The following is a 13,479-nucleotide window of genomic DNA, read 5'->3' as shown; positions in this document are numbered from 1 at the left end:
CCCTGCCCGCCCGTCCTCGATCGACAACTCTCCTGACTCTCCGAGCCATTGGCGGGCCCGATCTGTTGCACGACGTGTCGTAGATCACGCCCACCCGGGGCCCGGTCGTGCCGCCCGTCAGCCGGCCCATGCGCAGCCGCCGGCCGGTGGCCGGTCAGATCCAGCGCCGGTCGCGGGCCGTCAGGGCCGCCTGGAACCTGTTCGGGGCGCCCAGGCGGCGCAGCAACGAGGCGATGTGGCCGCGGTAGGTCCGCAGGGACACGCCTAGCTCCCGGGCCCCGGCCTCGTCCTTGTCGACGCGCGCCATGACCTGGAGGACCTCCCGCTCGGCCGTGCTGGGAAGCTCCTGGGCGAGGGTGCAGGAACGTGACCAGTAGCGCTCGAAGAGGTCCAGGAGGTGGGAGAGCAGGCCGGGCTGGCGGACGATCAGAGCGCCCCGGGTGATGTCGCGCGGGTCGGCCGCCACCAGGGCCGTGCGCCGGTCGAAGATCACCATCCGCTCCAGCGGGCCGGCCGTGCCGCGCACCTGGGCGCCCTGCTCGGCGAGTTCCGACGCGAAGTGGTCGACCCGCGGGCAGTCGAGGGCGCTGGTGTGCACGATGGTCCGCATCCGTAGACCGCGCCGCAGGTACTGGAGATCCGACGTCCTGATCGCGTCGAGGGCCGCGGTGAGGATCGGCCCCGGGTGTGTGGTGAGCCGCTCCTCGCGGGCGAAGAAGGACAGTTCGTCGACGCTCGCGATGACCTGGTCCAGGCCCTCGACCTGCTGCAGTTCGCTGACCGCCGCGTGCCTCCCGGCCTGCTGGTCCTCGGTCAGGGTGTCGATCAGGTGGCGCGAGGCGGCGACCTGTCGGATCTCGCCCTGCAGTCCGTGAATGCGAAGCCGCGCCAGCCGGTCGACGGCGGTCGTGGGGTCGACACCGCTGAACGCGCTCAGGCCGCTGGTCGCCCGTACCACGCCCAGGTCCCGCAGCCGGTCGACGGTGGCTGCCGCATCGTCCTGGTCCGTGCCGCAGAGGTGGGCGATCGCCGCGAGCCCGATCCCGGGGGACCGCAGGAGCAGCCGGTAGACCGTCTCCTCCCGCGCGCTCAGGCCGAGCACCGCGAGCGCGTTGGCTTTCATGGGACCTCCGGGTGACGGCGTGGGTGAGGTGCGGCGGCCCGGCCCGGGCGCGTCGACGGGAAGTGATCCTGCACCGGTGCGCCGGGCCGTCCCAGGGGCCTCCGCCTCGAATTGGTCGGGACCAATGTCCTGAGCCTTGCAGGAGGCTGCACGCCGTATCTGCAGGAAGTGCCCCGGGTATCAGGCCGGTTCTCCGTGTACCGACGGATAGGTTCGACAGGCCTTCAGAAGTGGAGGCCCGGAAACCCAGCGACAGGAAGCCGCGAGAAAGTGATACCCGTGCACCACGCGTTTCGTCGGACGATCCCTGGTCTCACCGCACTCGGTATGGCCACGGGAGCCACGTTCCTCCCACTCGGCACCGCGCGCGCCGAGACGGCCGCCGACTGTTCGGGGCCCGGGGTCTCGTACTCGGTGGACGGGGGCCGCACCTGGCGGGCGGACGCCCGGATGGCGGAGCCGCACGGCGTCATCGAGATCGAGCTCGACCGGGCGCCCGAGGTCGGCTGCCAGTACGAGTTCTCGCTGGCCTCGTACGGCACCGAGGGTCCGACGTGGCCGACCTCGGGCCGTCAGACCCTCCTCGGCTGGGCGACCGTCACGCTCGACCGGGACAGGTTCAGGGCGACCCTGGACGTGTCGGCCCACCTGCCGGAGTGCTACGGCCAAATCGACCTGTACGTCGGCAGCGAGAGGTTCGACGGGGTCGCCGGTCCGCTCCCGCGCTATCCGGACAGTGCGCTCGAGGATCGGCTCATCGCGGCGTGGAACGGGGGCCTGCCGTGCGAGCCGAAGCCGACGTCCTCCCCGACGTCCTCCCCGACGGCGACGCCCACCGTCACCCCCACGGCGACGCCCACCAGGACCCCGACCGCGACGGTGAGTCCGACCGCCACGGCGACCGCGACGGTGAGTCCGACCCCGACCGCCACGGCGACTCCGACCACCACGGCGGCTCCGGCCCCGGGCCCGTCGACCAGCGCCGCACCGTCCGGGTCACCCACCGGCACTCCGTCGGCGGCCCCGGGCCACGACGAGTCCCCCTCGGCGCCACAGCCCTCCGGCCCGGCCGCCTCGAACGCGCCCGGCGGGAGCCTGGCCCGCACCGGCGGCGACGGTGACCGGATGCTCGCCTACGGCGTCGCCGGCGCGGCCCTGCTCGCCGCCGGTACGGGCGCTGTGGTCACCGCACGTCGACGAGCCGTTCGTCGCTGAGGCTTCCCGGTGGAACGCCGTGGCGGTGGGCCACGGCGTTCCACCCGGGGAGGGCTCCGAAATCGGGCCCTGATCCATCTACTCGTTCTGCACCGCTTGGCACTGATCCCGCGCCCGGTGGCGTTCGGCGGCCGATGCCCCGGCCGCCGGACGTCCGGTATCGACGGGCTCAGCGGCGCCAGCGGTGGAAGGTGTCCCACTCCCGGGTGATCCAGGTGCCGTCGCCGACCGGCACCACGGTGTCGACCTCGGCCATCGGGTACTCGATGCGGCCGTGCAGGGCGCCGGTCGCCGGGTCGGCGAGCCAGTGGCTGTGCTCCTGCCAGCGGTCCTCGCCGAACAGGTACACCGCGGCCTCGTCGTACGGGTTGTGGAGCGTCACCATCGCCGTGTCGTCGTCCACGAACCCGCTCCAGGAGGAGATGTACGGGGCGTTGTGCACCGAGCAGTCGCCGGTGCCGGGGGCCGGGAAGTCGCCCAGGCCGAGCGAGGCGGTGACCTGGCGGGTGGGCAGGCTGTGCCAGCTGACGTCCCGTCCTCTGCGGTCGAGGGTCATGCAGCGGGTGTTCCGCGAGTCCGTGCCCAGGTAGTCGCGGTCGCCGAGGCGTAGGGCGCCCCGGTCCTGCGGCGCCGGCCCGCCCAGGACGATGGCCCCGGCCTCCCAGCGCGCCTCGTAGCGGGTATCGGCCGTCCGTCCTCCGGACACGGTCACGCCGGCGACCTCGCCGTGTTCGTCCCAGAGCAGGCCGACGGACCGTTCGTAGCCGCCGCACGGGAGCACGCTGCGCGCCAGCACCGTCCCCTGGGCGTCCAGGGTGAGGATCAGGGTGCGGTCGGGCAGGCCGGAGGGGAGCCGCAGCCAGATCCGGAGCTCCGTGTCCGCGCCGGCCGTGTCCGTCCCGACCGTCGAGAACGCGAGGTACCCCCAGCGGCCCACCTCCCAGGCGCCGTACGGCTGTTCCCACAACCTCCTGCCGTCCCGGGCGACGGCGACGTACCCCGTCGCGGTGCCGAAGACGGCGAACGACAGGTCGGGCGCCGGCCACACCCTCGGCCACGCGGTGGGCGCCGGGGCCGGGAACTCGGCTGCCGGCTCCGCCTGTTCCCGCAGCTCGTGGACGCGCAGCGACCCGGCGGTGTGGACCAGCAGCCGGGGAACGGGGCCGGTGGGGTCGATGAAGGCCTGGGCGCCGTGCGGGTCCGGGATCGGGTACGTGGCCACCAGTCGCGGTGTGATCGTCATGCCGGAATCCTCTCGCAGCGTACGGCTGGCGGGATCTTGGCGGCCTCAGGCGTTCACGCCACTCGTGGGGCGGGCCCGGGGATCAGAGGATGGAGCCGTCGCCGACCGGGGATGCCGGTCCGGATCCCCGCCCCACCAGCAGGAACACGAGGTAAGCCCCATGCCCGCCACCACGTCCCCCGAGATCACCAGCGCCGTCCTGAGCGTGCCCGCCGCCGCCCCGGCCGAGGCCGCCGCCCACTACGCCGCCCGGCTCGCCTTCGAGGCGGACGTCTCCGACGTCCACGCCGACCTCGCCTCCGGTGCACCCGGCGTCGTGGTCGTCGACACCCGCAGCGACGTCGCCTGGGCCCAGGGCCACATTCCCGGCGCCCTCCACATCCCCACCGCGCGGATCGCCGACCTGGCGCCCCACCTGATCGACCCGGCCCAGACCGTGGTCACCTACTGCTGGGGCCCCGGCTGCAACGGCGCCACCCGCGCCGCGCTGGCCTTCGCCCGCCTCGGCTACCAGGTCAAGGAAATGCTCGGGGGCTTCGAGTACTGGGCCCGCGAGGGCTTCGCCTACGACTCCGCCACCGGCCCCCAGCAGCGCCCCATCGACGACCTGACCGCCCCGCGCTCGGGCATCTCCTGCGCATGCTGACCCACACCGCACGGCCGGGCGGCACCATCCGCCCGGCCACCCCGGCCGACCTCCGGGCGATAGCCCACCTGTGCGCCGCCCACGCCGCCTTCGAACGCGCCAGTCCGGTGCCCGCCGACCTCGCCGAGCGCCTGGCGCCCGCACTGTTCTCGGCACCGCCGAGAGCCTGGTGCCTCGTCGTCGAGTGCGCCGGCGAACTGATCGGATACGCCACCTACTCCCGGGAGTTCTCCACCTGGCAGGCGGCCGACTACGTGCACCTGGACTGCCTGTTCGTCACCGAGGCCCACCGGGGCGAGGGCTGGGGGCACGCCCTGCTCGCCGCCGTGCGGACCGCGGCAGCGGCCGGCGGCGCCACCCAACTCCAGTGGCAGACACCGGACTGGAACACCGACGCCATCCGCTTCTACCACCGCGCGGGAGCCCACGGGCGGTCCAAGCTCCGCTTCGCACTTCCGGTGGGGCCGCAGCCGTCAGGCGTGGGCGTGGGGGACGGGCTTGCCGGTGACGGTGTCGGCCAGGATCCCGGGTGCCGAGTGGGTGGTGCAGGACGGCCTTGAGCCGAACGCATTCCCCCGTCACCCCGCCAGGGCCGCGCGGAGGAACCGGAGGATCTCGGTTTGGGCGGCTTCGGCCTGGGGTTCGACGCCGGGCAGGGTGAGGAACGCGTGCTGCGCGCCCGGGTATTCGGAGAGCCGGGCCGGTGTCCCCGCCTCGCGCAGCCGCTCGGCGTAGCAGCGGCCGTGGTCGGCGACCGGGTCATGGGTGGGCACCACCACGAGTGCCGGGGCGAGTGCGCCCAGGTCGTCCGCGTAGAGCGGTGAGACGGCGGCGGCGTCGGTCTCCGACGGGGCGGCGAGCCGTTGGAAGAGCCGCAGTTGTGGCAGGGCCAGGGTCGAGGTGTGTGCGTACTCGGCCATGGACGGGTAGCCGAACATCGTCCCGGTCACGTCGGCCACCGGGTTGACCAGGACCTGTGCCCTGAGTGTCAGGCCGGCCTCCCTGGCCCGGAGGGCGGCCAGGGCGCTGATCAGCGCGCCGCAGCTCTCGCCGAAGACGGCCGTGCGCGCCGGGTCGACGCCCCATCGCGCGGCGTGCCGCACCAGGTGGTCGAGGACGGCCCAGCCGTCGTCGGCGGCGTTCGGGAGCGGGTCGGTGGGGGAGAGGAGGCGGTGCTCGACCGAGACGACGAGTGCGGGGAGCCGGGCGGCGAGGTGGCTGTTGGTCCAGTCGCACTGGGCTGCCGTGCCGACGAAGCCGCCGCCGTGGACGTGCACCACCAGTGGCAGGTCGGCCTGCGCGCCGTCCTCGTCGCCTTCGGCCGGGGCCGGCCGGTACACCCGGACCGGGAGGTCGCGGCCGGGCAGCGCGATCCGCTGCCAGTGGATCGTGGCGCCGGGGTGTGGCTCTCCGAGGACGGCCCGAGCCGCTTCGGAGGCACGGAAGCGGTTCTCCGCCTCGCGGTAGGCGAGCAGTTCCCCGGTCGTGATCGTCCCGAAGTCCGGCTCCGGCGGCCGGGGCGCGGTGGTTGCGGTGGTGTTCTCACTCATGTGCCCTGCTCCTCTTCCGGCGCGATGCCGGGTGTCGTCGCGGTCGGACAACCCGATGCCGACATTATGCACGCACCGCGTGCAGCGGCGAGTGCATTAAGGAGAGCATTGGCGAGTGCATGCATTAGGCTCAGCCTGGACGAAAGGGACGGGATGACTGGCCGCAGGCGATGGTCGACCGAGGAGATCCTGGACACCGCGGCGATGCTGCTGCGCACGGGCGACGCCGAGTCGTTCAGCGTGCGCAAGCTCGCCGCGGCCCTGGGGACTGACTCCTCCAGCCTCTACCGGCACTTCCGCAACAAGACCGAACTGCTGCGCGCGGTCGCCGACCGGGTCCTGCTGGCCACCATGGACGGCCACCGCCCCGAGGGCGACTGGAAGCAACGCGTCACCGCCCTGGCCCTGCGCCTGCGCGAGGCCTTCGGCGAGCAGCCCCAACTCGCCGCGATCTGGGGGCGTTACGGCTCCGGCGGCACCGGGTCCCGGCTGGTGATGGAGGAGTTGCTGCAGGCCCTGCGCGCCTCCGGCCTGCCCGACCCGGAGATCCCGGCGCGCTACCACCGGCTCGTGATCCTGCTCGCCGCGCTGATCTCCTCCGAGGCCGGCCTCAGCACCGTCAGCTCCGAGGAGTACGCGCAGGGCATGGAGCAGTTCCGCGTCGCCGTGCTCGGCGCCGACCCCGAGCACTTCCCCGCCCTGGCCCACTTCGCCCGCGACATCCGCCCCCTCGGCGCGGACCGCCGTACCGCGTTCGAGGAGATCCTCGCCGCCCAACTCGCCCACATCGAGGCCAAGTTTCCCTGAGCTTGTGGCTCGACGAATCCGGCCGACCGGCCGGAGACGTCCGACGCTCGGCGGCCTCCGGTCAGGCGGACCGCTCGGCGCCGTAGGGGCCGTGGCGCACCCGGAACCTCATGGGGCCGGCCTGGACGCGACGGTCCCCGGACTACCGGGGCCGCCGCGTCCAGGACCGGTTGGGCGCCGCTACGCGGTTCCGGCGCAGTTGGTGAACGTGGGCCTGGTCCGCGCGCTGTAGATGCTCGCGCCGCCGTTGTTGTCGTACTTGAGGGGCACCGTGATGGTGTCGTCGGCGGTCCAGGGGAAGCCCTGGGCGTCGAACGTGAAGGTTCCGGTGGCCTTGGTGGCCAGTTCGGACAGCGTGACCCACCCGTACTGGCGCGGAGGCACGCTCACGGTCAGCTTGCTGCCCAGCTCCTGCTTGAGGTCCACCGTGGTCGCGCCGTTGATCTCACCGGTGATTTCCAGCTCGACCTTGGCGAGACCGATGTCGCCGCCGACCTTCAGGCTTCCCCCCAGCTTGAAGCCGATGGTGTTGCTCCACCCCGTGGTGGTGCTCAGCGAGAACTCCCACGGGATCGTGGTCGAGGTGTCGTTGAACCAGATCGGGGAGACGCACTGCTCCGGCAGCGTGAACGGCGGTGTCTGGCTGCTCGTGGTCCACGAGCAGGTCGCAGTGTCCTTGTTGCACCGGGCGGCCGCGTAGTCCACGGCGGTGTTCCACGCCGTCTGGTAGACCTCGGTGGGCAGCGTCCACTGCTGGTACGGCGTGTTGTCGCACCGGTAGGTGTACGCCCAGTTGTCGCTGGCGGGAGGTATCTGGACGGTCAGGCAGGAGTTGTCGCCGACCTGGCGGATCCTGAACGCCTTCTGTGCCGATCCGGCGACCGGTTGGAAGTACCACTGTTCGGACGCCCGCCCGTCACAGGGCTGTTGCCGCAGTTGGTAGCCGGCGGTGGTCAGGTCCACGCACTTGCCGGTGGTGGCGTTGGCGATGGCGAAGCCCGAGCCGAGGCTGGTGCCCGTGTTGATGCGCCACGTGGTGGCGGACCCCGGCGCCGGGTTGACGGAGATGGCCGCGTTGTCGTCGTAGCTGCCGTCCTGGACGTCCAGCAGCTTCCCGTTGCTGACGTTGGTGAACGTCAGCTGGACCAGTGCCGTGACCGACGCACCGCTCTCCTCATGCGCGGCAGCAGGGGACGTCATGATCCCCACGGCCGCGCACAGCACCGCCGCGACAACGGTCGCTCTCCTCCATAGGGTTGGTCTTCTTGTTGCTCTTCTTGTCACCGATGTGCTCCTTTCGTCGTGCCCCTACGGCCTGTGCCCTGGGGAGTTGACCTTGTTGGACAGGTTGCCCTTGCCGCCGAGCTCGTCGATGAGCGAGGCCTCCGCCTTCTCGCGAGAGCCCTTGCCGCCGGGGACGTGGACGAGGAGGACGTCGTCACCTTTCTCCGTCCTGCCGTTCCTGACGTGTTCACCCAGTCGACGGTCGAAGTCATTGGTCTGCCCCACGTACAGCCGCCCCTGCGGGTCCGCCCTGTCCTTGAACGCGTAGACCCCCTCCTGCGGAAGGCCACAGCTGTTGTTGTGCACCAAGACCGGCGTCGGCCCCGCCAGCACGAAATAGGTATGGATCTGGCCAACGGTGAGGTTGTAGACGGTCTGGCCATCGACGTCCCCGCGATCGTTCACCGCCGTGACGGTCACGGCGTCGGCGCCGCGTGGGCCGCGGACCTGGTCGCCGCGTCGCAGGTCGCCCGCGTCCGTCCAGCCTCGGCCTTGGACCCAGATGGGGTGATTGGCGGTGGCGGTGATCGTCGTCGGGGTCCGGGTGTCGAGGCCGATGTCGATCAGGTGTTTCGTGCCGTGGCCGACGATGACGTCCGTGACGGGTTCAGCCGCGGTGTGACCGGTGGCCGGGTCGGTGGCTTGGACCTGGTCGCCGATCTGAACGGAGCTGATGGGTTTGGTGGTGCCGTCGGCCATCACCACAGGGGTGTCCGTGGCGAAGGAGTTGCACTTCTCCGCGGCTTGGGCGGCTTTGCCGACGGTCGACGCTTCCTTCGCGGCGGATCTTGCGAGGGTGCTGGCGAGCTTGCCGCCGGGGACGGCACCGAGCGCGTCCATGGCGGCTTCTTTGTAGTGCCCTTGCGCCAGTTGCCCGGCCGCGGCCGCGCCAGAGGCGACCGTCCCGATCGGGCCCGGCACGAAGGCCACCACTTCCGCCGCCTTGGTGGCGGTGGAGACGACCGATTTCCAACCGAAGGTGCCGGCGAGGTCCAGGCCGTTGATCGGGTCCGCGTTGACGTAGTCGTAGTCGTTGGCCGACCCGCCCTGCACCGGGTCGACCTGCAGGAAGCGGCCGAGCACCGGCAGGTAGACGCGTGCGCCCATCTCGATGGCCTGCTGGCCGGCCAGGTGCTCCACCGGCCGCTCGTGCTGGCCCAACCACCCGAAGTCCATCCCACCGGCCGCGGTGGCCGGGACGGGGATGTCGGTCAAGGCGCCGGTGGCGGGGCCGATGTTCTGGCCGTACGGGTCGTAGAGGCGGATGTCGCCGGTGCGGGTGGCGGACCCGTCTGCGGTGAACAGCACGTCGCCGTGGATGTTCGGATAGGCCCAGTTGGTGGTGGCGGCCTTGTCGTAGTTCTTGGTCAGCAGCACCCCGCCGGGCAGCGCCACGATGCGCTGGAGCAGGCTGCCGTCCTTGCCCAGGATGAGGTCCGCGTCGTCGTGCTTGGAACTGTAGGAGTAGCGGGTGGTCCCGTTCTTCGACACGTCGGCGGCACCGGCGATCGTGCGGGCGATCAGCCGGTCGGCCGGGTCCCTGGTGTAGGAGATCGACGTACCGGACGCGGTCGTGGTCTGGACGTGCCGCCTGGTGGAGTCGTAGCCGAGGGTGTCGCCCCCGAGCGTGACCGTGTCGCCGTGGGTGTCGTAGGCCACTGTCAGCGTCAGGCCGCCGCTGGTGGAGGTCAGCCGATCGGCGTCGTCGAAGCAGTAGGTGGTGGTGACCGCCGGAGCGCCTTCGAGGCTGTCGGTGGACGAGGTCCGGTTGGTGTTCCGGCCGGCCGCCTTGTTCGTACCGCAGCCCTCGGCCGGGTCGAACCGGTAGCCGAGCTGGTGGTGCGGGACGGTCGCCGCGGTCAGTCGGCCCAGGGCGTCGTAGGTGTACGAGTAGTTCGCGACGGGCTTCCCGTCCGCGGTCACTGCGTCGTCGGTGACGCGGTTGTCGCGGGAGCGGGCGACCGTGTCGACCACCGTGGATGCCGAGGTCTTCCACGTCAACGCCGATGACTTGCCCGCGTCGTTGCGTGCCAACGAGGCGAGGCGGGATCCATTGCCGTAGGCGACACCGGCCAGTTCGGCGGCGGCGTCGTAGGCGGGGGTGGCGGCCGTGACCCCGTCCACCGTGACGTTGGTCAACTGGTTGGCGGTGTTCCAGGCGTATGCCACCGTACTGGACACGCCCTTGACGGTGGTGGTGTCCGTCGTCAGCCGCCCGACCTGGTCGTAGGTGGCCGTGGAGGTGACGCCGTTGGCGTCGGTGTAGCCGACCTCCTGGCCCAGCAGGTCGATCACGGTGGTGATCGACCCGTTCTCGTCGGTCACCTTCGAAGTCAGCGGGTCACCGCCGACGGCGTAGTCGGTGACGACGGTGCGCGCCGCCTTGCCGCCGTAGGCGGGCGCGCTCTTCCTCACCACCCGACCGCGTACGTCGTAGCTGTTGCAGGCCCATGCCTCGTCGTTGATGCGCTGGGCCACCACACGGCCGGCCTCGTCGTACACCGTCTCGCCGGTGAGCGCTGGTCCGTTGCCCGGTTTGGCGGCCGTGGCGGTCTTGGCCATGCCGCCCTGGTTGGCGGCGGGAGCGTTCGGGTCGCAGGGGTTGGCGCGGCTCTCGCTGTCGCCGTAGTAGACGGTCGTGCCGCGCTTGTCGGGGTTGGCGATGTCGCCGGCGGGCATGGCCGTGGCCAGCCTGCGCAGATAGCCCTCGCCAGGCCGCTCGTAGGTGGTCCGGGCGGTCAGGCCCAGTCCGCCGGGGTCAGCCGTAGTGGACACCGGGAGCCCGTACGCCGGGTCGATGCCCGCGCCCGGATCCGAGTAGCTGCTGGCGGTGTGCCTGGACGGCGCCCGTTCCTTGTCCCCGCCGGAGGTGTCGTCGGTGGTCGTACCCGTCGCCCACCCGTACCGGGGCGCGAGGTTCGTCCCGGGCACCGGGGCGGGGGCGCCGGCGCCGGGCGGGGTCCAGGTGAAGTCCAGGGCTCCAGTCGTGCCGGAGCGGTTGTAGTAGTCGACGCGGACACGGTGCCGGCCGCCGGCCGTGGTGTTGACGTACTTTCCGGTGACCGCGGTGGCGGATTTGTCGCCCCAGCCGTCGACGGTCAGGACGTCGTCGACCCACAGGCGGACCCCGTCGACCGCGGTGAACCCGAGGCCGTACTCCCCGGCGGCCGGGAACTGCAGCTCGCCGGTGAAGCGTGCGGACCAGCCGCCGGTGTTCGCCACCGGCGGGCTCGCCGCCCACGACCGTGACAGTGCCCCGTCGGCGGCGCCGACCCCGGTGGCGAACACCGTCGGGACACCCGCCAGCTCCGGGTTGTCGTAGAAGGCGGCGGACAGCCCCGCCAAGCCCTCGTCGTAGGTGGTGTGGGTGTGCGGCATCGTGGCCGCGCAGGCGGGTGTCGGGGTCTGGCCGGTGAAGCAGGACGCCGGCGCGGGCCCGTACTTGTCGACCGGGCGGTCGGCGTGGTCGTAGACCGTGGTGGAGCGGCGGCCCGCGCTGTCGACGGACGCGGTGGCCTGGTCCTTGGTGTTCCACTCCGCGGCGATGCTCGCCCCGGTGAAGTCGGTGGTGACCAGGGCGCGGCCGGCGTCGTCGTAGGTCACGGTGCGCGAACGGGTGGAGTCGTACACCCCGGCCAGAGCCACGGTGGCCTGCTTGCGCTCCAGGTAGTACTGGTAGAAGTGCTCGGCACGCAGCCCGCTCGAACGGCCGTCCGGGGCAGGTGCCAGCACCTGCACCGCGCGCAGGGCGGGCGGCTCCTGGGGTTGTTCGGTCACGGAGTCGTAGCCGATGACCGTACAGGCGGCGGCGATGTCACCGGTGTTGGTGCACCCGTTCTCCGCGGACGGGGCCTGGTGCGCCACCCAGTCGTAGGCCAGGCTGCCGCGGATGGTGGCCAGCGGCCCGATGCTGTCCAGGGCCTTCTGCTTCTCCTCCTCGTTGTCCCCGGCCTGGTCGTAGCGTTGCTTGGCCGAGGCCCGGCCGAGGTAGTCGAAGTCCTGCATGACCGCGCCGGGATTCTCGACCCGGGCCAGGGTGCCCATCTGGTACCACAGCCGGGTCTCGCTGCCGTCCCAGTAGCGGACCCGGCACAGCATCTGCGGCGGTGCCGGGTCGGAGCCCGGCGGCCGGGACGCTGCGCCGTAACAGCCGTCGCTGCCATCGGTGTTGTAGAACAGCTGGTGCGACCGGCCGGAGACCGGGTCCTTGATCTGGGTCAGCCGCGGCGGTGTCCCGCTGTAGACGTACTGCAGTGCGGCCGGTTTCCTGCCGTCCAGCACCGACTCCACCGCCGCGAGCGTGCCGTCGGGGTTGAACAGCGAGACGGTGTCGCCCTCGGTGAGCGTGATCCGCCCCGAGGCGTCGAAGGCGAGCACGCCGTCCTCACCCACCGGCGGCGTGTAGCCGCCGGAGGAGGCCTTGGCCCAGGTGTGCTTGCCGCCGGCTCCGTCGGTGAGCACCACCGAACCGTCCAGCATCTCGGCATGGCTGTAGCCGCTGGACTGCGCCGACAGCGTCCACCCCGCCGGCAACGACTCCGAATCCGACGAGAACAGCCACTCCGTCGGCACGATCCGCGGTTCGAGGTTGTGGCTGCGCTGGTCATCGGCGCCGACGGAGCTCTTGGCCCACAGCACCATGCGGGGACGCTGGTCCGAGTGGTGGTACAGCTCGACGCGGATCGGCACCAGCTGGCCGGCCTTCAAGGCGACATCGTGGTCCTGGTGCGGGCCGGGCAGCAGGAAGTCGTCCCCGGGATCGGCGGGGTCGGGGTTGTCGTAGACCAGCTTGTCGCCCAACCAGACCCGCGCGCCGTCGGTGTGCGCGCCGGCGAACCGGAAGTCCCCGGTCACCGGGGCCTTGAACTGGCCCTCCCAGCGCACGACGAACCAGTTCTTGTCCAGGGCCGGCGGCATCGGGTTGTCCCGCCACGGCAGGTTGTCCGGGTTGCCGGTCCACGGGATGCCCCAGTCCAGGTTGACCTGCGACTCGCCGCGCACCATCACCGGGGTCGCGTCCGGGGCGCCCGCGTGCCGCGCATCGTTGAAGTACGAGGCGCGCACGCCGTGCGGGGCGCCCTGCCGGGAGTTGTAGGCGAGGTTCACCCCGGCCGGTCCGCCGACGGTCTGGAACGCGGGCCCGGCGGCCTCGACGTGTGCGTTGCCGTTGAACAGGTTCACCGTCACCGGGCCCAGGTGGTCGGTCGGTGCCGGCCCCGGGTCGCCGACCCGCTGGTTGACCGTGAAGTGCCCGACCCACTGCGGCGGCGTCGCGGTCGTCTCGCCGGACATCGCGGTGGCCGCCGTCCAGGTGTAACGGCCGCCGTCGTGCAACACGTGCTTGGGGACCGTCCACTGCGGCTGGTCGAGGCACCCGGAGTCCACCACGCTGCCCGAACGACCGTCGAACCCGGTGGAGATCTTGAAGCAGTACAGGACGCCGTCACCGGCCGCGGCCACCTGCAGCGCAGGCGTCTCCGTACCCACCACGGCACCATCGACCGGGGAGACCATGCTGGTCTGCGGCGCCGCCGGGGCCGCGGCGCGCGCGGATCCGCGCGCGCCGAACCGCGGATGCCCGCCGGTCGCCAAGGGCGCGAAGTCGGCCTTC

General features: G+C 71.9%; 9 protein-coding genes. 4 read left to right on the top strand and 5 right to left on the bottom strand.

What is annotated here, in order from left to right:
* Positions 1-154: 154 nt before the first annotated feature.
* Positions 155-1,123, bottom strand: coding sequence for a response regulator transcription factor (locus ACZ3YL_RS05155; RefSeq protein WP_188309525.1), 969 nt, complete (start codon positions 1,121-1,123; stop codon positions 155-157).
* 327 nt (positions 1,124-1,450) lie between these two features.
* Between ACZ3YL_RS05155 and ACZ3YL_RS05150 the strand changes: the two genes are divergently transcribed.
* On the top strand, positions 1,451-2,338 hold the full coding sequence (locus tag ACZ3YL_RS05150; RefSeq protein ID WP_465655512.1) for an LAETG motif-containing sortase-dependent surface protein: 888 nt from the start codon (positions 1,451-1,453) through the stop codon (positions 2,336-2,338).
* A gap of 169 nt (positions 2,339-2,507) precedes the next feature.
* On the opposite strand, the gene ACZ3YL_RS05145 is transcribed toward ACZ3YL_RS05150, so the two are convergent.
* Positions 2,508-3,581: a hypothetical protein gene (locus tag ACZ3YL_RS05145; RefSeq protein WP_188309527.1), complete on the bottom strand. Its 1,074-nt coding sequence runs from the start codon at positions 3,579-3,581 to the stop codon at positions 2,508-2,510.
* A 160-nt stretch (positions 3,582-3,741) separates the two neighbouring features.
* On the opposite strand from ACZ3YL_RS05145, the gene ACZ3YL_RS05140 reads away from it, so the two are divergent.
* Both ACZ3YL_RS05140 and ACZ3YL_RS05135 read left to right on the top strand, forming a co-directional pair.
* Positions 3,742-4,227, top strand: coding sequence for a rhodanese-like domain-containing protein (locus ACZ3YL_RS05140; RefSeq protein ID WP_188309528.1), 486 nt, complete (start codon positions 3,742-3,744; stop codon positions 4,225-4,227).
* Positions 4,221-4,787 (top strand): GNAT family N-acetyltransferase, encoded by a 567-nt coding sequence (locus tag ACZ3YL_RS05135; RefSeq protein ID WP_465655510.1) that lies wholly within the window; start codon positions 4,221-4,223, stop codon positions 4,785-4,787. The genes ACZ3YL_RS05140 and ACZ3YL_RS05135 overlap by 7 nt, the downstream gene beginning before the upstream one ends.
* A gap of 18 nt (positions 4,788-4,805) precedes the next feature.
* Here the strand turns inward: ACZ3YL_RS05135 and ACZ3YL_RS05130 are convergent, their stop codons facing one another.
* On the bottom strand, positions 4,806-5,777 hold the full coding sequence (locus tag ACZ3YL_RS05130; protein ID WP_465655508.1) for an alpha/beta hydrolase: 972 nt from the start codon (positions 5,775-5,777) through the stop codon (positions 4,806-4,808).
* Positions 5,778-5,930: 153 nt separating this feature from the next.
* Between ACZ3YL_RS05130 and ACZ3YL_RS05125 the strand changes: the two genes are divergently transcribed.
* Positions 5,931-6,584, top strand: a complete 654-nt coding sequence (locus tag ACZ3YL_RS05125) for a TetR/AcrR family transcriptional regulator (protein ID WP_188309531.1) — start codon at positions 5,931-5,933, stop codon at positions 6,582-6,584.
* A 180-nt stretch (positions 6,585-6,764) separates the two neighbouring features.
* On the opposite strand, the gene ACZ3YL_RS05120 is transcribed toward ACZ3YL_RS05125, so the two are convergent.
* Positions 6,765-7,784 carry a ricin-type beta-trefoil lectin domain protein gene (locus ACZ3YL_RS05120; protein ID WP_188309532.1) on the bottom strand — a complete coding sequence of 340 codons (1,020 nt, stop codon included), beginning with the start codon at positions 7,782-7,784 and terminating at the stop codon, positions 6,765-6,767.
* 108 nt (positions 7,785-7,892) lie between these two features.
* Positions 7,893-13,355, bottom strand: coding sequence for a PA14 domain-containing protein (locus ACZ3YL_RS05115; RefSeq protein WP_465655505.1), 5,463 nt, complete (start codon positions 13,353-13,355; stop codon positions 7,893-7,895).
* Between the last annotated feature and the right edge of the window lie 124 nt (positions 13,356-13,479).

The organism is Kitasatospora sp. NPDC023176 (assembly GCF_055560495.1).
Note: the sequence above shows the minus strand (reverse complement) of the source record. Positions and strands in the feature narration are given on the sequence as shown.